Source organism: Streptomyces sp. CB02058 (genome assembly GCF_001905505.1).
GTDB lineage: Bacteria > Actinomycetota > Actinomycetes > Streptomycetales > Streptomycetaceae > Streptomyces.
Genome location: NZ_LIPG01000004.1, coordinates 755070 through 780630 on the forward strand (window position 1 = coordinate 755070; position 25561 = coordinate 780630).

The 25561-nt window shown below is 70.5% G+C and carries 15 protein-coding genes and 3 pseudogenes; 10 read left to right on the forward strand and 8 right to left on the reverse strand.

Annotation, left to right across the window (positions count from 1 at the left end):
- Positions 1–72: 72 nt before the first annotated feature.
- The 4 genes and pseudogenes from AMK10_RS23870 to AMK10_RS23885 form a co-directional block, all read right to left on the reverse strand.
- Positions 73–2370: an ATP-binding protein gene (locus AMK10_RS23870; protein ID WP_073749940.1), complete on the reverse strand. Its 2298-nt coding sequence runs from the start codon at positions 2368–2370 to the stop codon at positions 73–75.
- Positions 2371–2638: 268 nt separating this feature from the next.
- Complete coding sequence (locus AMK10_RS23875; protein ID WP_073749941.1) at positions 2639–3625, reverse strand: aldo/keto reductase; 987 nt, start codon at positions 3623–3625, stop codon at positions 2639–2641.
- A 543-nt stretch (positions 3626–4168) separates the two neighbouring features.
- A complete protein-coding gene (locus tag AMK10_RS23880; protein ID WP_073749942.1) occupies positions 4169–7420 on the reverse strand; it encodes a GH92 family glycosyl hydrolase in 3252 nt (1083 codons plus the stop codon).
- Between the two features lie 277 nt (positions 7421–7697).
- A pseudogene (locus AMK10_RS23885) lies at positions 7698–7883 on the reverse strand (IS5/IS1182 family transposase); the annotation flags it as partial.
- A gap of 191 nt (positions 7884–8074) precedes the next feature.
- Between AMK10_RS23885 and AMK10_RS23890 the strand changes: the two are divergent.
- The 3 genes and pseudogenes from AMK10_RS23890 to AMK10_RS23900 all read left to right on the forward strand — a co-directional run bounded on the left by AMK10_RS23890 (position 8075) and on the right by AMK10_RS23900 (position 10118).
- Positions 8075–8911: an alpha/beta fold hydrolase gene (locus AMK10_RS23890; protein WP_073749943.1), complete on the forward strand. Its 837-nt coding sequence runs from the start codon at positions 8075–8077 to the stop codon at positions 8909–8911.
- A 158-nt stretch (positions 8912–9069) separates the two neighbouring features.
- Positions 9070–9189: pseudogene (locus AMK10_RS37035) on the forward strand (IS481 family transposase); the annotation flags it as partial.
- Positions 9190–9353: 164 nt separating this feature from the next.
- The gene (locus AMK10_RS23900) at positions 9354–10118 is read left to right on the forward strand and encodes an SAM-dependent methyltransferase (protein ID WP_073749945.1); all 765 of its coding nucleotides are present in this window, start codon (positions 9354–9356) and stop codon (positions 10116–10118) included.
- A gap of 5 nt (positions 10119–10123) precedes the next feature.
- On the opposite strand, the pseudogene AMK10_RS38735 reads toward AMK10_RS23900, so the two are convergent.
- A pseudogene (locus tag AMK10_RS38735) lies at positions 10124–10459 on the reverse strand (IS701 family transposase); the annotation flags it as partial.
- A gap of 197 nt (positions 10460–10656) precedes the next feature.
- On the opposite strand from AMK10_RS38735, the gene AMK10_RS23910 reads away from it, so the two are divergent.
- Entirely contained in the window at positions 10657–11574 is a 918-nt protein-coding gene (locus AMK10_RS23910) for an aminoglycoside phosphotransferase family protein (RefSeq protein WP_073749946.1), read from the forward strand.
- Between the two features lie 165 nt (positions 11575–11739).
- Complete coding sequence (locus tag AMK10_RS23915; protein ID WP_073749947.1) at positions 11740–12027, forward strand: alpha-L-rhamnosidase C-terminal domain-containing protein; 288 nt, start codon at positions 11740–11742, stop codon at positions 12025–12027.
- A gap of 169 nt (positions 12028–12196) precedes the next feature.
- Here the strand turns inward: AMK10_RS23915 and AMK10_RS23920 are convergent, their stop codons facing one another.
- On the reverse strand, positions 12197–13153 hold the full coding sequence (locus tag AMK10_RS23920; RefSeq protein ID WP_241839649.1) for a helix-turn-helix domain-containing protein: 957 nt from the start codon (positions 13151–13153) through the stop codon (positions 12197–12199).
- A gap of 723 nt (positions 13154–13876) precedes the next feature.
- On the opposite strand from AMK10_RS23920, the gene AMK10_RS23925 reads away from it, so the two are divergent.
- The 5 genes from AMK10_RS23925 (at position 13877) to AMK10_RS23945 (ending at position 20449) form a co-directional block, all read left to right on the forward strand.
- Positions 13877–16117, forward strand: a complete 2241-nt coding sequence (locus tag AMK10_RS23925) for an ATP-binding protein (protein WP_079180845.1) — start codon at positions 13877–13879, stop codon at positions 16115–16117.
- 208 nt (positions 16118–16325) lie between these two features.
- Positions 16326–17120: an alpha/beta fold hydrolase gene (locus AMK10_RS23930; RefSeq protein WP_073749949.1), complete on the forward strand. Its 795-nt coding sequence runs from the start codon at positions 16326–16328 to the stop codon at positions 17118–17120.
- Positions 17117–17944 carry an alpha/beta fold hydrolase gene (locus tag AMK10_RS23935; protein WP_073749950.1) on the forward strand — a complete coding sequence of 276 codons (828 nt, stop codon included), beginning with the start codon at positions 17117–17119 and terminating at the stop codon, positions 17942–17944. Before AMK10_RS23930 ends, AMK10_RS23935 begins: the two co-directional genes overlap by 4 nt.
- Positions 17941–18738: an alpha/beta hydrolase gene (locus AMK10_RS23940; protein ID WP_073749951.1), complete on the forward strand. Its 798-nt coding sequence runs from the start codon at positions 17941–17943 to the stop codon at positions 18736–18738. Before AMK10_RS23935 ends, AMK10_RS23940 begins: the two co-directional genes overlap by 4 nt.
- A gap of 301 nt (positions 18739–19039) precedes the next feature.
- The gene (locus AMK10_RS23945) at positions 19040–20449 is read left to right on the forward strand and encodes a hypothetical protein (RefSeq protein WP_073749952.1); all 1410 of its coding nucleotides are present in this window, start codon (positions 19040–19042) and stop codon (positions 20447–20449) included.
- Positions 20450–20878: 429 nt separating this feature from the next.
- Here AMK10_RS23945 and AMK10_RS23950 read toward each other — a convergent pair whose 3' ends face one another.
- Both AMK10_RS23950 and AMK10_RS23955 read right to left on the reverse strand, forming a co-directional pair.
- Positions 20879–22069 carry a hypothetical protein gene (locus AMK10_RS23950; protein ID WP_073749953.1) on the reverse strand — a complete coding sequence of 397 codons (1191 nt, stop codon included), beginning with the start codon at positions 22067–22069 and terminating at the stop codon, positions 20879–20881.
- 62 nt (positions 22070–22131) lie between these two features.
- On the reverse strand, positions 22132–25515 hold the full coding sequence (locus AMK10_RS23955) for a protein kinase domain-containing protein (RefSeq protein ID WP_073749954.1): 3384 nt from the start codon (positions 25513–25515) through the stop codon (positions 22132–22134).
- Between the last annotated feature and the right edge of the window lie 46 nt (positions 25516–25561).

Genomic DNA, 25561 nt, shown 5'->3' on the forward strand with positions numbered 1-25561 from the left:
CGCCTCCGTGCGCATGCCGTGGACGGAGGCGGGGCGCGGCAGTCGGCCGCCACGGAGGGCGCCGGGCAGAGCTCAGGCGACGCCCAGCTCCTCCAGCCGGGCGCGGGCCTCGGCCTTGGTGCGGCGGTCGGCGTCCGGACCGAGGGCGAGCAGACGGGAGTAGACCTCGCGGGCCTCCTCCGGGCGTCCGGCGTCGAGCAGGACCCCGCCCAGGTCGATCATCCTGCGGCTCTCCAGGGAGGTGTTGTCCGTCTCGCGGCAGACCCGCAGCGCCGTCCACAACTGGTCCAGGGCCTCCTCCCAGCGCCGCAGCCGGGCATACGCCATCCCCATGTTGGAGTGCAGTTCGAGCCGGGTGATGTCGGCGATGTGCGGCTCCACGCGGGCACCCGCCTCCTCCAGGAAGGCGTACGTACGCCGGTACGCCGTCAGCGCCTCCTCGAGCAGGCCCCTTGCCATCAGGCTGAGGGCATGGCCGTGCATGCACTGGAGGCTGCCGTGCACGTCACCCGCGGCGTCGAAGAGCCGGGCGGCCCGGCCGATGTCGTCGCCGGACGACGCGTGGTCGCCGATCTTGCGGTGGGCCCAGGCGCGGTACTGGTGAGCCCATGCCTCCTGCGACGGGTCGCCCGCCCGTCGCGCCGCTGCCAGGGCCTGGCCGGCGCGGGTGACCGCGTCGTGGAAACGCCCCTCGCAGACGATCAACGCCCAGGCGTGGTAGTTGATCTGCGTGGCTTCCAGCCGCGGATCCTCCATCGCCCGGGCGCCGGCTGCGGCGGTGGCGAAGACCTCCGTCCAGTGCCCCCAGGAAATCCACTGGTCGGAGAACCAGTGCAGCGCCTCCGCCACCTCCACCACCGTGGCGTGCCGGCCCTGCGCCGCGGCCGTGCGCAGCGCCGCCAGCCAGTTGAGCCCCTCGGCCTTCAGCCATCCGCGTGCCCGGTCGGCCGACGACAGGTCGACCTCGCTCTGCCAGCCGGCCGGAGGAGCCCCGTGGTCGGGCTCGAACCAGCGGCCCGCCACGACCGCCGTCCGCAGCAGCCAGTCGTCCAGCGCGGCTGCCGCGCGGGCCGACTCGTCGGCGCTCTCCTCCGCCGACAGCCGGGTCCGTGCGTACAGGCGCAGCAGGTCGTGCAGCCGGTACCGGTCGCCGTCGGCGCCCAGCAGCCCCGCCTCGACCAGCTCCTCCAGCGTGTCCTCCGCGTCGAAGAGTTCCTGTCCTGTGAGCTGCGCGGCGGCCGCGGCTCCGGCGTCCGGGCCCGGCACCAGGGCGAGCCGCCGGAACATCCCGGCCGCCGCCGGCGTCAGCTGGCGGTAGGAGAGGTAGAAGGCGGCGGACACGCGCAGGTCCCCGGCCGTCAAGGCGTCCAGCCGGCGGTCCTCCAACGCGAGGCGGTCGGCGAGCCGACGCACCGACCAGCCGGTGCGGGTGGCGAGCCAGTTGCCCGCCACCCGCAGCGCCAGGGGCAGGTGCCCGCAGAGCCGGGCGACATCGGCGAGGGGCCCGGGGTCGGCCGCCGCCCGGTCCCGGCCCACCAGCCCGGCAAGGAAGCCGGCGGCCTCCGCCGGGGTCAGTTCGCCCAGCGGCAGCCGGTGCACGCTCTCCAGGCCCGTGAGCATGCGCCGGCTCGTCACCACGACCATCCCCGCGCCGCTGCCCGGCAGCAGCGGGCGGACCTGACTCTCGTCGCGCGCGTTGTCCAGCACCAGCAGGCAGCGCCGCTCGGCCAGCAGCCGCCGGTACAGACCGGGTTGGTTCTGCGGACCGGCCTTCGCCAGTTCGCGGTCGGACACCTGGAGCGCCTTGAGCACGGTGAGCATCAGCTCGGCCGGCCGCGGCGGCTCGTCGTCCATGCCGCGGAGGTCCACCACGAGCTGCCCGTCCGGGAACCGGCCGGCCAGTTCCCGGGCCGCGTGCAACGCCAGTGTGGTCTTGCCGGTGCCGGGCGGCCCGGAGACCGCCACGGTCATCGGCGGCGCGGCCGGCCGCTGCGCGCCGTCCCCGGCCCGGTCGCTGCTCCTGGCGGTGGCCGAGTCCGCCAGCGCGCGGAGCACGTCCAGCTCCTGTGCCCGGCCCACGAAGTCGTCGATCCCACGCGGGAAGGCCTGTACCCCGGCCGGGCTGTATCCGGTGCTGCGTCCCGCGCGGGCGGTCGCCAGCAGCCGTTCGCGGTCCGTCCCGCCCAGCCCCAGGCCGTCCGCGAGCGCCGCCACCGTCCGTCGCTGCGGCGCGGCACGCCGTCCACGCTCCAGGTCCCCGATGCCCCGCACGCTGACCCCTGACGCCTCGGCCAGCCCTTCCAGGGTCAGCGAAGCGGCGATCCGCAGCTCGCGCAGCGCGGCCCCGAACCCTCCATGGTCGTCGGTCACTCTCACTCCTCGTCCCCCGTGTCCCCCGGCACCCCCGGAGCACGGTCACCCGAAGTCTAGAGAATGCCGAACCGCAGGTCACAGGCGGTGCGGGGGCTCCCTTGCCGTCCACCGGCACGCCTTGGGGACCCCGCACCGAAGGCCGGCCCGCGCCGGGAGACGCGGGCGGGACTCCGCCGCCCGGGTGGCGGTGATGGAGGTGCCGGGACCTGTCCAGGACTGGATCTGCGCCATCACGTCACGCCGGGAACGTCTGCCGCGTGGACCGTCAGTGGGCGGCGTCGAGCCGGGCTCGCTGATCAGCTGTCAGCTCCAGGTCCACCGCGGCCAGGTTCTCCTCCAGCTGCGCCAGGGACGACGCCCCGGCCAGCGGGATGACCGGCAGCTCGCTGCCGATCTGCCAGGAGAGGACGACCTGGTTGACGGTGGCGCCGGTCTCCCGGGCGACGGAACGCAGCTCGGCGAGCCGGGCCGGGGTGCCCGGGTGGTCGTAGTCCGGCGCCAGCGGCTTGTCCTCGCGTACGTACGCACCGGCGAGCAGCGGGGAGTAGGCGACGAGGGTCAGGGCGGGCTCGGCCCGCAGGTAGCCGAACAATTCGGGGCCGGCGTGGCCGAGGCTGCCGTCCGGGAAGAGGTCGCTCGGCACGTCGGACCGGGGGCGCAGGTGGCTGTGCTGGTACTGGAGCACCTCGTATCCGGGCAGCCCGGCGCCGGCAGCCAGCGCCCGGGCCCGCTCGACCCGCCACATCGCCTGGTTGCTGACGCCGAGGAGGCCGACCGTACCCTCCGCGACCAAGGCGCCGAATCCCTCGACGGTCTCCTGCTGCGGTACGGAGTGGTCATCGATGTGTGCGTACAGCAGGTCCAGTTTGTCGACACCCAGCCGTTCCCGGCTGGCCTCGGCCGCTTCGCGGATCATCTTGGCCGACAGACCCTCCGGGTTGTCGATGAAGCCGGTGCCGGGAGCCAGGGGACGGGCGCCGAGCTTGGTGGCGATGACGATCTCGTCACCGACGCCCCGGCTGCGCCGCCACCGGCCCAGGACGTTCTCGCTGTGACCGCCCTGTCCCCCGTCGGTCCAGTAGGCGTAGTTGTCGGACGTGTCGATGAAGTTACCGCCCGCTTCGACGTAGCGGTCGAGAAGGGCGAAGGAGGTCTTCTCGTCGGTGAGCGAACCGAACAGCATCGCGCCGAGCGCGAGCACGCTCACCTCACGCCGGTGGGCAGGGTCGGTGCCTATGGTGCGGTATTTCATGGTTGTCCTCCCCTTCGAGCCCGGCCGTCCGGGCTCGAAGGGGAGTCTGCATTTTGAAGTGCACTCCAGGTCAAGCGTTCCACGGCTCCCCAGGGACGGATTCCCCGGGCGCCCCGGCGGCGGACGTCAGCGACTGCCTGCGATGGCCTGGCGAAGGTCAGGCCGGGGCATGGTCGGTCAGCACGGGTTCGATGCGCGTGATGCCGAGTTCCTCGCGGATGACATCCTCCCCAGGCGCACATCACCGCGCAGCACTGCTCATTCATCGAGCCCTTCGCCGGTGATCTCTCCCGGGCGTACACCGCCATGTAGTCACCTGCGACGGCGTCATGGGAAGACGGCTTCGTCCTCGAAGGCCAGGCTCCACGGGCCGCCGCTGGTCTTCCGCGCGATGCCAGGCGTCGGCGCCTGTTGGCGGTGGGCCGGATGCCGGGGGCCGGCACGCGAGGGGCCCCGGCGCATTCGCGCCGGGGCCCCGATGAGATGGGTGCGCCGATCCGGAACGGCGCACCGCCGGCTGGTTCTCGGCGGTCCGCCGTCCCTCTAGACGAGCGTCATCGCGTAGATCTCGACGCGGGAGTCGTCCGGCAGCGCGACCGAGCGGACCGTCTTGCCCCCGTCGAGCTCGACGGCCGTACCGAAGAGCCGAATGGACGGCCCGTCGACACCGCTGCCCCGCTTGATGCGGTGTGGCATGTCGAGGACGACCGTGCCGCCGTTCGGCGCGGAGCCCGCCCAGTCCCCGAACGTCACCGGTGCCTCCGTGCTGCTGCCGTCCGTGTAGTGCACGGTCAGTGTGGTGGTCACAGGACCGTTGTGCGCCGAGCCGACCAGCCGCAGCGCACTGTGCTGTCCGGCGGGCAGCAGGAGGGCCTGCCCGCTTGCTTCGAGGAAGTTGTTCGCCGTGCCGGTGGGGTCCGGCGCGTCGTACCTCACCCCGTCCCAGGTGACCGGCCCCGCCTTCGGCAGCAGGTCGCCGTCATAGCTCCAGCCATGTCCGTCGAAGTCGCCCTCGTCGGAGTTCGCCACCGTGGCCGTGCCGTCGTGGCCGAGGTCCGCGCGCAGGTCCACTGCGCACTGCCCGTTCTCCGCGCTCGCGCAGGTCGTGGCGGCTCCCACCGTGACAGTGGCCTTGCGGGTGACCTGGTTCGCCCCTCGGCCCGCAACCTTCACCTCCACCGGGTAGGACCCTGCGGCGACGCCCGGCGGCACGGTGATGTCGAGTGACACCTTCCTCTGCACCGGAAGGTGTCCGGAATCGATCACCAGTGGTGAACGCGGTGCCGTGGTGGCCTTCCAGCCGCTGGGCACCTTCGCCGTGACCGACACGCTCAGCTTGCCGGGTGCCTGCCCGAGGACGTCCAGCGTGAACTTCGTGGTCTGCGCGGTGTCGCCCGTGGGGACGACCGCCGAGGCGGGCCGCAGGGACGCGTCGACGTGCTTGCGGCTGTCGGGGGACGCCTGGTTGACGGAGGGCGGCTGGGCGCCCTTGCCCGTGCCCCACGAGGAGGGGGAGGTGCCGAGCCGGTGGGCCAGCGTTCCGCCGTGCGCGAGCTTGTTCCAGCTCAGCCAGGTCTGGGGCACGTCCCTGCCGTTCAGGGCCACGCTCTGCACGTACCGCTTCGCGTCGCTCGCTCCCGGTGCCTCGATCGTCAGCGTGCCGCCCTGGCCCTTGGTGCCGGACGCCTTGGGGTAGCTGCCGATCCGGACGGTCGCCGACGCGAACTGCGGGCTGGACACGGCCAGGAAGTCGGCGCCGCTCATCGTCGGGTAGAGGCCGAGGGAGGAGAAGACGTACCAGGCCGACATGGTGCCCAGGTCGTCGTTCCCCGTCATCCCGTCCGGCCCGTCGGTGAACAGCGTCATCGCCGCACGCACCACCGTCGCGGTCTTCGCCGGGGCTCCGACCCAGTTGTACATGTACGGGGCGTGCAGGTCCGGCTCGTTGTTCGGGTTGTACGTCGGCTTGCCGTAGTAGTCGTACGGCTGGGAGATCCAGTCGTTCCGAGCGGTGCCCACCGGGTCGGTGAGCAGCTTGTCGTGGACGAAGAAGGAGTCGAGCCGCTTCTCGGTGGCGCTCCGGCCGCCCATCAGACTGACGAGACCAGCCGGGTCCTGCGGTACCAGCCACTGGTACTGGTACGCGCCGCCCTCATGGAACTGGTGCGCCGCCTCGACGGGGTCGTAGGGCGTGAGCCAGGTGCCGTCGGCCGTCCGCGGCCGGAACTGCTGGATCGAGGAGTCCCACAGGTTCCGGTACCACTGGCCCCGCGCGGCGAACATCTTGGCGTCCGACTTGTGTCCGAGCCCGTCGGCCATCAGCGCGAGCGCTGCATCGGCGGCGGAGTACTCCATCGTCGCCGACGCCGGGTGCTTGCAGTCGTTGTCGCCGCCCTTGTCCGCGCAGTCCTTGCCGAGTGCGAGATCTGACGGGATGTAGCCGCGTTCGGTGTAGTGGTCCGATCCCGAGCGTCCGTTGTACGGAGAGTCGGCGGGCGGGGTGCTGGTCGCGTTCTTCTTCAGCAACGCGTAGGTCTCCGCCTCGTGTCCGGCGAGCAGACCCTTCGACCACGCCTCTACGAGGAAGGGCGTGACCGGGTCACCGGTCATGATGTTGGTCTCGCTGTTGGCGAGCGCCCAGCGGGGCAGCCAGCCGCCGTCCCGGCCTGCCGCGACGACCGACAGCGCGACGTCCCTGGCGACCTTCGGCTCCAGCATCTGCAGAAGCTGGTTCTGCGGCCGGTAGGTGTCCCAGAGCGAGAAGTTCTGATACGGCGTGTAGTCCTTCGCCGTGTGCGTCTTGTTGTCGAACCCCTGGTACATGCCGTCGACGTCACCGGCGAGGTTCGGGTGCAACTGGCTGTGGTAGAGCGCGGTGTAGAAGGCCTTCTGCCGGTCAGCCTCGCCTCCTCCGACCCGGATGGAATCCAGCTGCTTCTTCCAGGTGTCCTGCAACGCCGCACGCGTGGCGTCGAAGTCGAAGGACTTCCCGGTCTCCGCGGCCAGGTTCTTACGGGCGCCCTCCACGCCGGTGTAGGACAGCCCCACCTTCAGGACGGCGTCCCGGTCGGTGGTCGCGTCGAAGGTCACCCAGGCGCCGTTGGCGCCACTCCCCTCAGCGTCGCGGGTGTCGGGCCTGGGGGCATCGCCGTCCCACGTCCCGTGGGCCTTGAAGGGCCGGTCGAAGGTGGCGCTGAAGTACACCGTGTGCTCGTCGTGTCCGGCACAGAAGCCCCCGGCGTGCACCCGGCCCTCGATGGTGCGGTCACCGACGACGTGCACCTCGGAGTCCAGCACGGGCTGGTTGGCCTTGCCCGTGTTGAACAGCACGTTGGCCGAACCGGTTGAGGGGAAGGTGTAGCGCTGCCATCCGGTGCGCTCGGTGGCGGTGAGTTCCGCGTCGACGTCGTACTTCTTCAGCCCCACCCGGTAGTAGCCGGGACCGGCCTGCTCGTCGTCGTGGCTGTACGGGGAACGGTAGGCGTTCGGGTCCACGGAGTCGACCGCGCCCGTGGTCGGCATGACGGGCAGCTCGCCCATGACGCCGCAGCCGACGCCGGACAGGTGCGTCTGGCTGAAGCCGTAGATCGAGTCCTGCTTGTAGTCGTATCCGCCCTGGCCGCCGGTGTCCGGGCTGACCTGGACCATGCCGAACGGCGCGCTCGCCCCGGGGAAGGTGTTGCCGAAGTTCTGGGTTCCGACGAACGGATTGACCAGATCGATCGGTTCCGCGTCCGCGGCGGCGGCGGGCTGCGCGATGCCGACCACTCCACCACTCACGAGTACGGCGGCCATCAGACCGGCTGTTATACCGGAAGCACGGGGACGGAACGGTCTGAAAGCAAACCGCATGGGGTATTTCCCTTCGAGTCCTGACACGCTGACAACGTTGTCACCCTGTTCGTTGGCACCGTAACCCCCGACCGCCCCGGATGTCACTGGGGGAACAGGAGGCAACTTCCGACGCGTTGCACCGATTCCCCGGAGTGAGGCGTCCACAAGCGGCCTGCCTGCCCTGGCGCGCGGCCTGCCGGGAGGGCACACCCACCGCCACAGGGAGGCGGGCACAGCCTGTTCGCCAGTGAGCCGTGACCAGCAGCGTCCGGTCCTCCAGAGGCAGGCTCCACGGGCGCCCTCTGCCAACGGCGTCCGCACCCTCACCTTGCGAGACCGTCACCAGCTTTCCGAAGGAACGCAGGCTCAGCCCGGCGAACGGGGCTGTCCAGGACGGCTGCGATGCCGTAATCACACCAGTCACAACTGGATCGTCCCAGTTGCCGCTGCCGCCCCATGCCCTCGATTCCCCGTGAGAGGGTTCGTCCTCGCCGAGATGCGAGGACTTCGGCACCGAACGCCTGGCGCACAGATGAGTTTCCCGCACTGCGGGGGTCCTATGGCAGCAACGCACACCACAGCAGTACGGCCCCTACGTGAACCGGAGAGACAAACATGGCAACAGCGCGAGAGCAGTCGGCCGGAGCCGAGGCCCGAGTCACCTCCGCCGACGGCACCGAGATCGCATTCGAGCAGTCGGGCCGCGGGCCGGCCGTCGTCCTGGTCGCCTCGGCACTGGCAGACCGCTCGGACACGACCGAACTCGCGGCTCTCCTCGCCCACCACTTCACTGTGATCAACTACGACCGGCGCGGACGCGGTGCCAGCGGCGACGCCGATACGTACGCCCCCGACCGCGAGATTGAAGACATCGCCGCGTTGGTCGAACACGTCGGCGGTTCGGCGTCACTGTTCGGCTCGTCCTCCGGAGCGGTCCTCGCCCTGCGCGCGGCCGCGGCCGGAGTCAACGTCGACCGCCTGGCTCTGTACGAGCCGCCGTTCGTGGTCGGCGAAGGCGACGACGGACCGCCTGAGGACCTCGCGCAGCAGATCACCGCGTTGCTCGCGGAGGGCCGGCACAGCGACGCGGTCAAGTACTTCATGACCAGGGTGCAGGGCATGCCCGGCATCGCCGTGTTCTTCATGAAGCTCATGCCGAAGATGTGGGCGAACCTCACCAAGTTGGCCGGCACTCTGCCCTATGACATCGCGGTCATGGGCGATACCCAGCAAGGCAAGCCGCTCGAAGCCGAGGAGTGGAAAGGGGTGGCCGTACCCACCCGCGTGCTGACCGGTGGCAAGAGTCCAGCCGCGTTCCAGCGCGCCGCCCTCGCCGTCACCGAGATCCTGCCGCAGGCCGACCACCGCGCTCTGCCCGGACTCAACCACGGCGCCGTCGTCATGGCTCCGAAGAAGATCGCCCCGCAGATCATCGAGTTCATCAAGGGATGAGTTTGTTGTTCGAGCGGCTCGGCGGTGGTTGCACCCCTTCTGGCACTCGGAGGGGAGCACGCCCCATCCCCAGCTGACCGCCGAACCCCGAACGACCACGACGTGCGGAACAGCCTCTACACCGAAGTCCACGGCGAAGAGAAGGTCGCGACCTGCGCGACAACGAGCGGACAGCGGCCCTGGCAGACTTCCTCCACACCTGTAACCACCACCGCTGCCACACCTCAGCCGGAAGCCCGCCCCCGATCAGCCGAGTGAACAACCCTGCGGCTCAATACATACGTCTTCCTCGGCACCGTCACCGCCGCAGCGCTTCTGATCTGGCTACGCTCGTGACCGGAGGCATGTCTGACTGCCGCCCGCACCCTCCCATGTGGACCAAGAGCCGACGTGGGCCAAAACGGGTTGCGACCGGGCACATGATCGGCTTTGGTGCGTACTCGTGACTGCACTGAACGATCTCGTACGCCCGGACCTCTATCCACGCTCCTCTCGGTATGACCCCGCCTGGTTGCTCAACCTCGACATGGGGCCGAACCCACTGTGGCTACTGGAAGACCTCGCCAGTGATCTCGACCTGCGCCCGGGCATGCGGGTTCTCGACCTCGGCTCCGGCAAGGGCGCCACGTCAGTGTTCCTGGCCCGCGAGTACGGAGTCGAGGTCGTCGCGGCCGACCTGTGGATCGCCCCCGAACAGGCGGCAGCGGTCTTCGCCGAGGCGGGTGTCGGCCACCAGGTGGAGGCCGTGCGGGCGGAGGCGCACTCCCTGCCGTTCGAGGAGCAGAGCTTCGACGCGATCGTCAGCGTGGACGCTTTCGAGTACTTCGGCACGGCGGACAACTTCCTGCCCTATCTGCTGCGCTTCCTCCGGCCCGGCGGACAGCTGGGCATGGCGACCCCCGCCATGACACGGGAGATCCGTGAACTCGGGATGATCCCGCCCCACATCAAGAAAGTGGTCGGCTGGGAGGCGATCGCCTGGCACACGGCGGAGTGGTGGCGCTTCCATTGGGACATCACCGAGTTGGTGAACGTCACATCCGCGCGGCTGCAGCAGAACGCCTGGCAGGACTGGCTCCTGTGGGCCCGGGCCGGCGCCGAACACCATCCCGACGGCCAGAGCGCGAACCAGCCCGTTATCGACATGCTCACCACAGACCGCGGAGAATTCCTCTCCTTCGCTCTGGTAACCGCGCATAAGAACTGACCACACTCCATGCGCCGGCGCATCTTCGCCCACCGCGCCAACTCGGCGGCCGGGGTGGCGGGCGGCAGGTTCGATATCCAACAGCCCGTCGGGTTGCCCTGGTCCTCGGGCCATTCCACCAGCACGGTGGAGACGGGCAGGACGCCGTCCCACCGGATGTGTCGGCCGCCTGCGGCCTGGGCGTCGGCCAAGGGCTGCTTGCCCGCCGGCCGCAGGGCCAGGACCGCAAACCGTGAGGTCATCGGCCCTTTGCTGCCCTGCCGCCAGCCCACCTCGGCGAAGTGGCCGGCGGATGCGGCCTCGGCCACTTGGAGGGACAGGGCTCGCGGCGGTGTCCGGTATCAGGGCAGCGTCGGCGTGCCCAAGTCTTTCTGTCACCAGCGGCAGCGATCGGAATTCTGCTGCTTGCGGTGGTTCACGAGGTCACGTTGGTATCCGAAACAGCTTCGAGCTGAACTGGCGCGCCGCGACGGCAGGCCGTCCGTCGACCTCCGGTAGGTTGCGGTGCGAACCCGGTTCTCCGCGAAAGAGGTCCGATGTGAGCACGTCAGGAGACGAGGTCCCGCATCACCTGGCGGCGTCGTACGTCGCGGCCTTCGGCGAGGAGGGGAGAGCCTGGATCGCCCGACTGCCGTCTCTCACGGCGAACATGCTGGAACGCTGGGATCTGGAGCGGGATGGCAGTGCCAGAGCCGGAGAAGCGTCAGTGGTACTGCCGGTGCTGCGCCGCGGTACGCCCGCGGTCCTGAGACTCCAGATGCCCCGGCAGGAGACCACCGCCGCGGTGATCGGCCTTCGTACCTGGAACGGTCAGGGGATGGTGCGACTGCTCGATCACGACCCTATGAGCAGCAGCATGCTCCTGGAGCGCCTGGACGGAGCTCGCACGCTGGCCTCGATCAACGATGACGACATGGCGATGAGTACCCTTGCCGAGCTCCACGCACGGCTGGTCGCGGTCCCCGCGCCGCGGGGACTGCGCAGTCTTGGCGACATCGCCTCCGAGATGGTGGATCAGGCCCCCCAGGCGATCATGAAGCTGGTCGACCCGGCCGACCGTCAGCTCCTGCGCAACTGGGCATCGGCGGTGGCCGAATTGGCCGGTGACCCCGGGGACCGGATGCTGCACTGGGATCTGCACTACGACAACGTTCTCGCCGGGCAGCGCGAGCCGTGGATCGCCATCGATCCCGAGCCACTCGCCGGCGACCCAGGATTCGACCTGTGGCCCGCCCTGGACAGTAGGTGGGACGACGTCGTGGCGAAGGGCGACACCCTGCGCATCGTGCGGCGCCGCTTCGACTTGCTCACCGATGTCCTCGGCCTGGACCGCGCACGCGCGACCGGCTGGACCCTGGGACGGCTGCTGCAAAACTCGCTCTGGGACATTGACGACGGTGGGACCCGGATCGCTCCATCCTCCGTCGCGATCTCGGACTCGCTGCTCAACCGGTGACCTCAGGCCAACGGCGGGCCGGTGACAACAAGCCTGCCTATGTGACAACTATCGTGCTTCGGCTCAGTGGGGCAGCACACATGGATGCGAGGAGCTCGGCCCCTACGAGCTCGTAACAAGATCCTGAGCGAGCCTTCGTGCACCGCTTCGGGCCCTGATCGGCAGATGGTCGACGGCGCACGGCGGTTGGCCCGGTTCGGCCACGCCCGTGCCGGGATCGAGACGGGCCACGGCCGCGCCTGCCTCGCCTGGACGCTGGAGGAGGACGCCCTGGTGATCGATGTCGCAGTACCGTTCAACACCAGCATCCTGCTGGACCTGCCGGCAGGATCCGACTCACGGATCACTGCTGACGGCGAGGTGATCGCCGCCGATGCGGTGCTCGGCGCCGGCAGCCACCACATCCGCGTGGAGAGGCCGCAGGTGACAGACCTGACCGGCCCGAGGGCGTGAAGACGCGGCCGTGGTCGGATAGTGCGGGCGGGCGAGCAGGCCGAGCCGCTGGGTGACGGGGTGTGGCGATGACCAGCGCGCGGGCGAGGCCTCGCCTGCGGACCCGACGGTCCGACGGAGCGGTCTTCCCGCAGCTCGCCGCGCGACGTCAGGGGCCGCCCCGCCGTCGTCAGCTCTTCTCGTGTGCCGCGGCGCGCCAGTCCCGGGGGGACATGCCGTAGGCGTCCTTGAAGCGGTGGCTGAAGTGCGTGGGGTCGCTGAAGCCCCAGCGCCGGGCGACGGCGGCGATGGTGCGGCCGCCGCCCGAGGGACGGGCGAGTTCCTCGCGCGCTCCCTCGAGCCGCTGCTCGATGATCCACCGGGTGAGGCTGAATCCAGCCTGCGCGCAGAGGTTGTACAGGTGCCGTTCGGAGATGTGGTGGGCCGCGGCGATGCGGGCGGGGCGGAGGTCGGGTTCTGTCAGATGCCGCCGGACGTAGGCACGGATCTGTGTCAGCCGCGTCTCGGCGAGGGCGGTGCGTGTGTGGTGGTCCTGCCGGACGGCGGAGGCGATCAGGGCGCGTGCGAGGCCGATCGTGATCTCCTCGATGCCTGCGGCAACCGGGTCGTTCAGGAGATCCTCGATGCCGCCGGTGAGGTGCGCGATGTGGTCGGTGACCAGGGGGTAGAGGGGGCTCGCCGTCAGATGGGGCAACGCCCTGCGTACGACGTCGACGGGGAGTGTCAGCTGGTCGAGGGAGACCTGGATGCAGCGTGAGGCTCCCTCGCCCGACCACGCGTAGTCGTACGGAGCGGAGTGGTCCATCATCAGTAGGTGCCCTCGTGGCACCAGCCGTTGATGCCCGAGGTGGCTCTGCCGCCCCCGGGAGGCCGTCTGCACGGCGAAGGCGATGAGGGGATCCGCGTCGTCCTGCCTGGCCTGCTTGGCAGTGCGCACCAGACGGATACCGGTGGATTCGGTGCTGAACACCTGCATGGTCCTCATCGGCCAGACGTCCATCCGGGCCCGGATGGCGGCGCCGGATTCCTCCTGCACCAGGAAGCAGGGGACGCTGGCGCTGATCATGGCCGTGTACATCGCCTCGGCGCGGTCGGCAGGCGCGATGTCCGCCGTGTCGAGCACCATGACCATGAGCAACCCCCCGGAACGCGACGGTGGTTGGTCGCTGCGGTCATTTTACCGACAGGCCGACAGGTGCTGCGGTCCGCAGTGGTGCGCCGGACGCGGACTCGGATCCGGACGGTGTGCCCGGAGGGCTCCCCCTCCGGGCGGCGGGTTGTGCGCGGACAGCCAGGGACAGTGCGGTGACAGCCAGCACAGCGGCGGACCGGGTGCCTACAGTCACGGTGTCCGCAGCCCCGGTGTGGCGTTCGCCGCGCTGCCGGGGCTCGGCGACCACTTCGGAGGGGAGCCCGGCGCGGCCGTGGCCGTCATCATGCGCGGGGGCGATGTGCTGGTTCTCGACACCGGACGATCCGCCGGCCACCGGCCGCCGAGCGGGCCCAGGGGTTGTACGCCGCGACGGCGAGAGGCGGGCAGCCGCACGATCGACCACGAGGCGTCCCGGGGCGGCACCCGGGAGCGGCTGGAGGCCCGGAACTCCGGGCCCTCACCCTCCACGCCACCGACGGTCCGGGCGCCATCCGTCGAGTGCGTCCTGGACGAGCCCCCCTGGCGCTGCCGCCCGCACCCGGCTGTCGCCTCGCCGCAGACCACCGGCGGGACGACGTGGCTCGGCTCCGCGGTGTCCGTCGTCCCTGGACGGCGTGGCTCCGTACGCGCCTTCTGCGGCTCCTTCCGTTCCACGCCGCAGGAACTCGGCTCGTCCGTAGATGTGGAGGGGACATCATGAGACTGGGAATGCGGCTTCGCGAGCTGCGGCAGGCTGCCGGTCTGACGATGGAGGAGCTGGCCGAGGCGTCTGGGGTGAGCGCCCGGGCCATCAGCGACATGGAACGGGGGCACAGCCGCACGCCGCAGCCCCGCACGCTCACCGCGCTCGCCTCCGCGCTGAAGGTGAGTGATCAGGAGCGGCGACGGCTGGAGGAGGACGTCCGCGCGCTGCGCCGCGTCGGCACGGACGCCCGCCCGGGGCCCTGCGAACCGCCGCGCTCGGTTGCCGACTTCATCGGCCGGGCGGACGAGCTGGCGGCGGTCCGCCGTACCGCGGCCGACGGCGACCGCGGCGGCCCGGCCCCGGTCGTCCTCGTGCACGGGCAGGCGGGAGTCGGCAAGACCACCCTCGCGCTACGGGCCGCCGAGGCCCTCAGGAACGACTATCCCGGTGGCTGCCTCTACGTCGACCTGCGCGGCGTCGACCCCGCCCCGCCCTCCGGGGGCGACGTCGCCGTACGCCTGCTGCGGGCGCTGCACGTACCGGCACGGGCGCTCGCCGGGTCGGACGAGGAGCGGTGCGCGCAGGTGCGGGCGGTGCTGCGGGAGCGGCGCTGCCTGCTGGTGCTGGACAACGCCGCCGACGAGGCGCAGGTACGACCGCTGCTACCGGGCGTGGGTGCAGGGCTGGTGCTGGTGACCTGCCGGCGGGTGCTCAGCGGCCTGGAGGGCGTCCGGCGGCTGGCCCTCGCTCCGCTGGCGCCGGAGGAGTCGGCGGCTCTGCTGCGGGCGGTCGCCGACCAGGCGGCCCTGACCTCGGCGGCGGGGGATGTCGCGGAGGTGTCCCGGCTGTGCGGGCACCTGCCGCTGGCGCTGCGCATCGCCGGCACCCGGCTGTCCACCAGGTCAGGGTGGTCGGTGCGTCACCTTCTCGATCGGCTCTCGGGTGAGGACCGGCGACTGGCCGCGCTACGCACCGGCGACGTCAGTGTGGGTGCCGCGTTCGCCCTCTCCCACACACAGCTCTCGGGCGCGGCGCGGCGGGTGTTCCGGCGTCTCGCGCACCTGCCGGGACCGGACTTCACCGCCCCGCTGGTCGTGCTGGTGGCCGGTGACGACCCGGCGGACCTTGTGGACGTGCTCGACGAGCTGGTGGAGCTGGGGCTGCTCCAGCCGCGCGCCGCCGACCGCTACCAACTCCACGACCTGCTGCGGCTTTTCGCCGGTGAGCGGCTGCGGGGAGAGGAACCGGAGGGTGAGCGGGCGGCCGTCCGGCTCGGCATGGCGCGGCGTCTGCTGGAGATCACGGTCACCGCGGGCCGCTGGTTCGAGCCCGGATTCGGTGCCCCGCCCGCGACCTGGGCCGGTCCGGTGCCGCTCGCCACCGCAGATGAGGCCGCCTACTGGCTGCGGTCCGAGGCGGAGAACTGGCTGGGGGCCCTGCGGATCGCCGCCGAGGCGGGCGAGCACCGGCAGGTGGTGGAGACCGCCGAGGCGCTGCACTGGTTCTCGGACACGGCCATCGCCTGGCGCGGCTGGTACGAGGTGTACGGGCTTTCCCGTACGTCCGCCGCAGCGCTGGGCGATCGCCGCCTCGAAGCAACGCACCTCAACTACTACTCCTGGGCAGCTACGGCCGCCCAGCGTCACGCGGAGGGGCTGGCGAGCGCACTGGCGGCTCGGGAGATCGCGGTGGCGGAGGGCGACCACAAGGAGGAGGTGTGGGCGTTGCAGTACGCGTCGGACGCCCTTCACCACGACGGGCGTCGTGCGGAGGCGCTGGAGACCGTTCTCCTGGCGCTGGGCCCGGCCGACCTGGCCGGAGACCACGACGGGTACGTCCATCTGCTGGTGCGCGTGGGGCGGTTGCAGGACCGGCTCGGGCAGTACGAGGAAGCCCTTGCCACCTACCGCCGGACGCTGCGGGAACTCGCGGCGCGGCCCGTCACGGCCGGCCCGGGTGAGTCGGCGCGCGCCCGGGTCACGGTCTACACCGCGCACGTACTGGCCCGCCTCGGACGGCCCCGTGAGGCATTGGCACATGCAGGTGAAGCAGCCTCGTTCGGGGTGACGCAGGACACGCGCGGGCTCGTCTGTCTGGTCCAGCTCGCCCGTGGGCTGGCCCTGGCCGAACTGGGCGACCGTCAGGCCGCACGGGCAGCTCTGAGCTGGGTCGTGGACGCTGTGCGGAATACACCCCTGTCCGAGAGCACCGCGGAGGAGGCGAGGAGGGCCCTGGCCGCCCTGGACGGCTGACGGGCCGTACGGTCCGCGCGCGGTATTCCCCGATCGCGCACGCATCGCGGGCGGCCCGCGCCCCGTGGGATCCAACCGCGCCGGACGACCAGCAGCCCGGCGTTCTGCATGTCGTTCTGCATGGTCCGCCGGTCGAGGCGCTGATTTCCTCGTCGTACGGCCCGATCGGGCTGTGCAGAAGAGACCGAGAACAGGGGTGCGTCCATCCATGTCTCCGCCCATCCCCCGCAGAACCATCCTGGCCGGAGCGGCCGTTGCCGCCGCAGCCGCCACCACCGCCGGCCCCGCCGCCGCGAGCAGCCCAGGCAAGCGGCCGAAGCCGACGATCGTGCTGGTGCACGGCGCCTTCGCCGACTCCGGCGGCTGGTCCCGGGTCATCTCCCACCTCACCCGCGAGGGCCACGCGGTCATCGCCCCGCCCAACCCGCTGCGTGGGGTGCACGCCGACAGCGCCTACCTCGCCGCCTTCCTCGACACGCTCCCCGGCCCCCTCGTACTGGTCGGGCACTCCTACGGCGGCATGCTGATCACCAATGCCGCCCGCGGCATCGAGCGGGTACGAGCGCTGGTCTACGTGGCGGCTTTCGCCCCCGACGCCGGAGAGGCCGTGCCCGGCCTGCAGTCCATGTTCCCCGGCACCCGGCTCACCGAGGCCGCGCTGGAATTCCGCCATCACCCGCACGGCGTGGAGGGCTATGTCAGGCGCTCCGCCTTCCGCGAGGTGTTCGCCGGCGACCTGTCCCGGTCGGAGGCCGACCTTCTGTGGGCGACACAGCGGCCCGGTGACACCGCGACCCTCTCCGAGGTGTCCGGCGAGCCGGCCTGGAAGACGGTCCCGTCGTACTACCTCGTCGCCCGTGAGGACAACCTCATACCGGCCGCCGCACAGCGCTTCATGGCCGGCCGGGCCGGCGCGCACACCGTCGAAGTCGGGGCCTCGCACGCGGCGATGATCTCCCAGCCGCGGATCACCGCCGCCCTCATCGGAAAGGCAGCACGATGAACTACGTCACCACCGCCGACGGCACCAGGATCTTCTACAAGGACTGGGGCACGGGCCGCCCCGTCGTGCTCAGCCACGGCTGGCCGCTGAATTCCGACAGCTGGGAGGCGCAGCAGCTCTTCCTCGCCGAGCACGGCTACCGCGCCATCGCGCACGACCGGCGCGGTCACGGCCGGTCCACGCAGACCTGGCACGGCAACGAGATGGACACCTACGCCGACGACCTCGCCGCCCTCCTGGACCACCTGGACCTGCAAGAGGTGACCCTGGTCGGGTTCTCCACCGGTGGCGGGGAGATCACCCGCTACATCGGCCGGCACGGCACCGCCCGCGTGGCGCAGGCCGTGCTCGTGGCCGCGGTGCCGCCGCTGATGGTCCGCCGGGAGGACAACCCGGACGGCGTCCCGGTCGCCATATTCGACGGGCTGCGCGCGGACTCGATCGCTGACCGGTCCCAGCTCTACAAGGACCTCGCCGACGGCCCGTTCTTCAACCACCCCACCAGCCCCGTCTCCCAGGGCATGCGTGACGCGTTCTGGCTGCAGTCGATGGCCGCCGGGCACCGCAACGCCTACGAGTCCGTCGCCGCGTTCTCCGCCACCGACTTCCGCGGCGACCTGGCCCGCTTCGACGTGCCCACGCTGGTGATCCACGGTGACGCCGACCAGGTCGTCCCCTTCGAGGTCGGCGGCAGGGCGTCGGCCGCGCTGGTCAAGGACGCCGAACTGCTCGTCTACCCGGACGCGCCGCACGGACTGACCGACACGCACAAGCAGATCCTCTGCGAGGACCTGTACGCCTTCCTGGAGAGGTACGGCCGATGAGCACCATCGTCTTGATTCACGGGCTGTGGGTGACACCGCGCAGCTGGGAGCACTGGGTCCCGTACTACGAGGCCCGGGGGCACACGGTCCTCACGCCCGCGTATCCCGGATTCGAAGCCGAGGTGGAGGCGCTGCGGGCCGACCCCTCCCCCATCGCGTCGCTGACGGTGCCGGAGACCGTCGCCCACCTGGAGAAGGTGATCACCGCACTGCCGGAGAAGCCGATCCTCATCGGCCACTCCTTCGGCGGGGTGTTCACCCAGCTCCTTCTCGACCGGGGGCACGGCGCGGCCGGGGTGGTGATCGACTCGGCGCCGCCGGAGGGCATCCGCGTCAACCCGCCGTCGCAGTTGCGCTCCCTCTTCCCCATCTTCAACAACCCGGCCAAGCGCCATCGGGCGGCGGGCTTCACCCCTGAGCAGTTCCACTACGCGTTCACCAACACCCTCCCCGCGGACGAGGCGAGGGCGGCCTACGACCGGTACGCCATCGCGGCGCCGGGAAGCTGGGTGTGGACCTACGGGCTGATCGCTAACCTCACTCCCGGCCGGCGGGAGACCTGGGTCGACTTCCACAACGCCGACCGGGCCCCGCTGCTCTTCCTCGCCGGGGGGCGCGACCACATCATGCCGCCCTCGGTGAACAAGTCCAACCGACGCCACTACAAGGCGCCGGGGACCGTCACCGACTACCACGAGTTCCCCGAACGGTCGCACTGGACCTGCGCGGAGCCGGGCTGGGAAGAAGTCGCCGACTTCGCACTGGAGTGGGCGCTGCGCTACGCGGAAGCCTGAGAAGCCGGCCCGCATCCGGGCTGTGGCGGCGCGTTGATGCTGGGGGGGTGATGTGTTGCCCCCTCGCGGGTCCCGGCCATCGCCGTCACACCTCGGTACGGCGACCTCGGCAGGTGAGCTGCAGGTGACGCGCGCCTCGCCGACACCCACGCGGACCGCCACAAGTCGGCCAGGGAACCAGTGGCAAACCCTGTGACAGACCCCTTCGAAGTGAACGAAGGCATCCGGTGGAGGCGCCGTGGCAGGATGCCGATGGTTCGCTGGGCAGCTGGATGGTCAACCCAAGGGGAATGCAGGGAAGATGAAGATATTTCGGCGGGGCGGAGCATCGCGGGATCGGGATCGTACCGAGCAGGCGATCGAGGAGTACCGGACCGCCTACGAACGGGGGCTCGCCGCCGAGCAGACCCAGGGGCCGGCGCAGGCGCTGGCCGAGTTCGCGCGGGCGCAGCGCGCTCTGGACCGTCTGGACGCCGCATCCCGGGATCTGCCTGAGGTTCCCCAGGCCAGAGCGGGACTGCTCTACGCCATGGGGCGGGCCAGGGCTGATGCCGGAGACGTGTTCGGTGCGGTCGCTGCCCTGGACCAGGCTGAGGAGCTGTACCTGCGGATCGAATCGGAGCAGCTCGCCACCCGGAAGGAAGGTGAGCAGCGGGGTGACCGGCAGGAGGCGGGCCCCGTTCCCGCGGTCTTGCTGACGGCCGATGTCCGGTTACGAAGGGCCCGGGCCCATGCCGAGTGGGACCGTCCCTTCAGTGCCCTCAGCGACCTGGACGCGTCAATTGGTGGGTACATGCGCGCGGGAGCCTTCAATCCCCTCTCGGACCGGTCCACGGACGCTGCCCGGATCCTCGCGGTCGGGGCGGGGATTCAACTGCGGGTAGGGGACCATGAACTGGCTCTGGAATGCGGCCAGGAGTCCCTCGCCCGATACAGGGAGATGGGCCGGATCAGCCCTGAGGCGATGCCGTACGCGATCGGTTTCGCCGCCCCGGTGGTCTCCCTGCTTGAGGCGGCGCGTGGGCAGTGGGACGCGGCGCTGGCCGTGGACGGCGTGATTCTTGAGGCCGCTGAACTTGGTCGAGTCGGGAGTTCCGGGGCTCATGCCCGGATCGGTGTCCACTTGAGAGAGGCCGGGCGGGACGCGGAGGCGGCCGAACATCTGGCCATGGCCGCCTGCGGGTCTCGTGATTGGATCGCGGAGGCGGAACGGGAGTTCGGTTCGGTGCTTGCGCCGAGTCTGCGGGAGGCACTGCTGGAAGCAGAGCGGACGGAGTCCACGAGGCTCGCAGGTGGCGTGCGGGCCGGCGCCCTGGATCCGCTGGAGATACGGACGCTGCGACTTTCCCTCTGCGGCGGGGAGGGAGCCAGGTTCTCGGCTACCGGCCGGATGAATGTGGTCAGCGCCGTGCCACGTCAGGTCACCTCGCTCGCCCGGATCGGCCACCGGCTGATCGCATCCGACCGCCTTCCCGCGGCACTGCGCGTACTCTGGGAGGCACTGCTCCTCTGCGATGCCGCCCGCCGTTGGATCACCTCGAACACCGGCGACGCCACCGCGACCGTGCCACTGCGCGAGGCCGAGGAGAGCGCCTTTGCCGGAGCGGCTGTTCTGGTCGACGCACTGGAACGAGCCGGGGATCCGATGAGCGCCCCGCTCACCGCCGACCTGAGGAACGCCAGGCAACGCCTTGGCCTGTCGGCCAACTGAGCACCAGCAGAGGCTGGAACACCTCCCGACCCACAATCCAGGAAGACCTCAAACGCAGTGACAGCGGGGGTGTCCAGGGACACCGCCGCTGTCACCTCCGACCTGGATCGAACCCCGTCGCCTGCAGGGTGCGTACGACGGTCTCGACATCGATGCCCAAGCCGGCTCCAGGATCGGTGACCTGGTTCTTGAAAGCCCTGATCGACCAACGCCTTCTCGAGAGGGCCGCCGGCGTTCACGGCGACCTGGTCCCGCAGGGCGACGCCATCGGAATCGAGCCTCCACATCACCCGGGCGGTTCAGTGTCCCGGTCCGGAAGCAACGGTTTCGATCCGCGCCCACTGCGCGTCGGTCAACGGCGCACCCGGACCAGCGACCGACGGTCCGAACGAAACCGCCATGGGCGACACACTTGGCGCGACGGCCCGCTCACAGTTCGACGAGTCGGCTGTACCGGCTGCGGACGGAGTCGCGTTCGCTGTCGGGTACGGGGTCGACCGCCACGGCGGTCGGAAGGACGCCTGCCGAGGGGCGGGGCTGATTGTCGAAGCGTGCCCTGGCCGCGGCGACCTCCTGGTAGGTGCCGACGGAGATACGGCGTTCCGAGGTGAAGCTCGGTTCGCCGACACGGCTTACAGGGAGACCACCCTTGCCGTAGACCTTGCGGCAGGTCTTCATGAGGCTCTGTGCCGTGCGGTCGTCATGGGACAGCACGTGCACGGGTCCCTCGCCCCCGCAGCACAGCCCCGCCACCAAGGACACCACGACGAGCAGGTCGTGCCCGGTTGGGCGGGGCATGGCGCCGAGGGTGCCGCCATGCTGGTAGAGCATGATCGTCATGGCCACGAGATCATCGCTGGGCACGACCCCCGTGCCGCGGCGGACCAGTTCGATGGCCGCGATCAGGGACTCCGTGTCGACCTTCGGCTGGGGACGTTCTACCGGGGCCAGAGAGAAAAGGATTTCTTCGTCGCGCGACAGTTCCTTGAGCCGTTCCTCCGAGACCGGGTCGTGCTTCGGATCGAGCGCCGTGGTCACTCCGACGAGGACGCTCCCCCGTGCGTGCGCTCGGGAGAGCGCCGCTTCGGAGATGTCCGCGTGCCACGAGGTGCCTTCCAGCGGGCCGGTCTCCGCCAGCACGGTCAGCCGTGTCGGCTCGAGACGCGCCTTGAGTCCCTCCACGCCTCGGTGTGACGACGCCTGAGCCGGCGGGACGAACCCGGCGGCCAGGCACCTGTTCAGCGTGCCGATGGTCCAATTCCTGATGAGCGTGCTCGTGCGGAACAGCACCGCGGCCTCGCACGACGGGTTCACGACCAGAAGGGGGCCCGCTTCCTGCCGGTCGACCACGCACGCCCGCCACGTCACGTTGACCTTGAGGTTCCCGGCCTGTTCCGGGGTGTGGCGCACCCATGCGGACGGGCGGCACTCCTCGTGGTGGAGGGTGGCGAAGATCCCGACGTTCACGTCGTCGACGGCGAGGTTGAGTACGTCCTCCGCGACGATCTCCTCACCACATGTCAGGCAGTCCACTGGCACCAGCGTGGACCGCAGTGTGTCCACCGTCCCGGCGCCGAGTTCCGCGCGGACGTCTACGTCGACGTTGAGTTCGTTGCGCATGAGGTCCCCTCAGGTTCGTCATGGTGGCGGCGCGATAGCGGTGTTTGGCTCGGCTGCATGTTTCAGGAACTCGGCACGGCGAAGTCCCAGTCCAGTTCCCACAGGGTCGCCGTGCCGTCGAGCCCACCCACGAGCAAGTGCCGCGCGTCCCGCGTCACTTGCAGGTCCAGCACCCCGCTCTGCGGTGTCTCAAGGGTATGGACCAAGTCTCCGGTCCTGAGGTTCCAGACCGTGACGCTTCCTGCCAGGTCTCCAACGAAAAGGAGCTCGTCGTCCGGACTCAACGCCAGACACACGGGCCGCGCAGACTGATCCGGCGCACCCGGCTGATCCGACTGCCCGGCAAACTCGTGCATACGCTCCCCAGTGCCGCTCCACGCGCGCACGTATGGTGCTTCGTCCCCGCACGCGACGACGACCTGGCGATCGTCCGACACGCACACGTCGCGCGGATAGTAGGCGTCGTCGACCGGAATGGAGGCCGCGCAACCGCCGTCGGACAGGTCCCAGACCCGAAGTGACCCTGGTGCCGCGGAGACCGCCGTGCGCCCGTCCGCGCTGATCCGGACGGCGTTGACACGTGAGGTGTGCCCGGTGAGCGTACGCAGGCGTCGTCCGCTGTCCAGGTCCCAGAGTTGGAGCCCGTGGGCGTTGTCGGCCGCGACGGCCCGGTGGAGATCGGCGGAGATGCCGGCCGTAGTGAAGATATTCGCGTCCTCCGGGACGAACGAGGCGGACCTCGTCCCCTCCGCCGTCGACCAGACACACAGGGTCCCAGAGGCCAGCACCGCGGCGACCCTGCGCCCTTCGGCGTCGAACCTCGTCGTCAGCACACCGTCGTCGAGGTCGAACACCGGCGTGCCGCTGCGCAGATCCCACACCTTTGCCCCGAGGAGGGTCTGGCAGGTCGCGTACCGCGCGTCGTCGGAGACGCTCGTCCCCGTCCTGCGCAGTGCCGTCCCGGGTGCGGACATCGTCCGCTTGATCCATGCCGCCCGCAGTCCCGTACGAGAGAACCGGGCGCCCAGCTCCCGCCAGGACCGCAGGAGCCGCACGTCCCGCTCGTAGCCGGGTAACGCCCGCGCTTCGCTGAGGAGTTGGTGTGCGATGCGAAACTGGGTGGCGTCGACGGCCGCCTCGGCCCGGGCTGCCAGGTCGCGGGCCCGGTCGCCGAAGTGCGTGAGGTCGACCACCGGGTGGGGGCGGCTCACGCGCAGTGCGGCCGTGTAGCCGACGGGGACCCGCAGCTCCCAGGAGCGGACCGTGTTGTCGGCGGCGACGGACCGCGCGTGCCGGCCGTCCGGGGAGAACCAGACTGCGCACACACCCGCCGTGTGCCCGTGCAGCGTACGCAGACAGCGCAGCGTGGTCAGGTCCCAGAGGCAGACGGTGCCGTCCTCGTTGCCCGTCATCGCCCAGTGCGTGTCTGCGTCGAGGGCGAGTGTCGTGATGCCGGCGGTGGTCGTCATGCGGCGCTCACACTCGCCGCTCCCGACGTTCCAGACGCGGATCATCTCGTCGTCGCTCGCGACGACCACGCGCGTACCGTCGGCGGTCCATGCCATCGCCGAGACCCGGGCGAGTGAATCCGCGAGGACGCGCCAGTGGTCCCGGGAGTCGGCGGACAACAGATGCAGGCGGCCGTGCGTGCCTCCGTGGTAGACAAGCAGGGTGCCCCCGTCGGGGCTCACCTGCGCCATGGAGAAGGCTCCCCGGTCGTCGAAGCGGTCGTTCAGCACGAGCCCGCCGCGCGGCACCGCCGTGCCCTGCTGGAGGTTCCAGCCGAGCAGTTCGCCGTCCCCGGTCACCGCGTAGGCCGTGGTCTGGTCGGGAGCCAGGCACAGGGCTTGCACCGTCTCGTTCCCGACCGGGGTGAACATCCGCAGCCCGCGCTTGGTCGCGAAGTTCCACAGGCGCACGCACTCACCGCGGGCGAGCACCAGGCCGTAGCCTCCGTCGACGCTGCTGACGTGATTGGCCCAGGTTCCCCCGCTTTCGCGGCTGTGCAGGCACTCTCCGGTGATCGCGTCCCACAAGTGGGTCGTGCCGTTCGAGTCGCCGCTGATCACTTGGGTTCCGTCACGCGTGAACGCGGCCTGACCGAACGGGGGGAAGCGCTGGTCCGGGTACCAGGGGACGGATGTCGTCCCGGCGGCGGACAGGTGCCCGAGGTCCGGCGAGTCCAGCGCCTGCTGCGCGGACCGTGTCTCCGGTTCGTCCGCTTGGTCCCGCGTGACCCGTTGCAGGAGCTCGCGCGCGCTGTCCACAGCGCCGCGCTCCAGATGCGCCTGCGCCGCCAGCAGGTGCGCGTACCAGGGGTCTCCGGCGTGCCGGCTCACGACGCGCAGGGCGGCGAGCAGGGCCGCGTCGCTGGTCTCGCCGCGCCGCCATCGCAGCAGTTGCGCGTTGTACGTTGCGTCGAGGTGCTGCGGGTCCGCTTCGAATGCCTTGCGCAGCTGGTCGTCGGCCTCTTCCCGGTGCCCGAGGTCGAGCAGCGACAGGGCGCGGTTGTTGTACTCGGCCGCCCTGAGTTCGGCCGGCGTGGGTGCAACGAGGCGCGGGGCGTCAGGAGCCAACTGGGCGTGTATCTCTTCGAGTTCGCTCGCGATGTCCGCCATCGAGTCCGGCCGGGCCTGCGGCTCCGGTTCGAGACAGCGGTCCAGGAGAAGCGCGAGGGGCCGGGGCATCCGCCGCTCCGGCGGCTCGGAAACCGCAGGGCCGTCGTACGTGGCGCGGGTGTACCCCGCGACGGTGGATGCCTGCGCCGACCCGGCCGCGTGGAACATCTCGCGCACGGACACCGCGAAGCTGTACACGTCGGACGCTTTGCCCAGCGGTCTGCCCCGTAGCTGTTCCGGTGACGCGTACGCGGGCGTCAGTCCGCCCGCGGTCGGGCCGCCGGAGGTGGGGTTCAGCGCCTGGGCGATTCCAAAGTCAGTGATCTTGGCGACTCCGTCGACACCGCCGTCGAGCAGTACGTTGGCCGGTTTCACATCGCGGTGCAATACGCCGCTGTCGTGGGCGAATTGGAGTCCGCGTGCCAGGTGGCTGCTGATCCGTACGAGGCGCGCGAGAACCGCTTCAGGATCTCCCACGTACAAGGCTCCGGTGTCGATGGACTCGCGCAGGCTGCCGCCGCGAACGTACTCCGCGAACAGTCTCGGGACGTCGTTCAGCACCCTTACGTAGTAGCAGCCGCAGACGTTGGGGTGCAGGCCGAGGGAGACCCAGGTCTGTGCCTCGGCCATGAAGCGTTCCGCGTCGGGGGCGTGCGCCACGAGCTCCGGGAGCGGCGACTTGACCGCCAGGTCGATGCCCCAGCCGAGGTGCCGGACGCGGTGGACGACACCCATCCCTCCGTGCCCGACGAGGCGGGTCAACCGGTAGAGCCCGTCGATCACGTCTCCGGTGTGCCACCCGGCTGACGGCTCCGCGGACGTGCTCATGCTCGATCTCCTCCAAGCTGTCAGGCTTTCGTCCCCGGAGAGACAT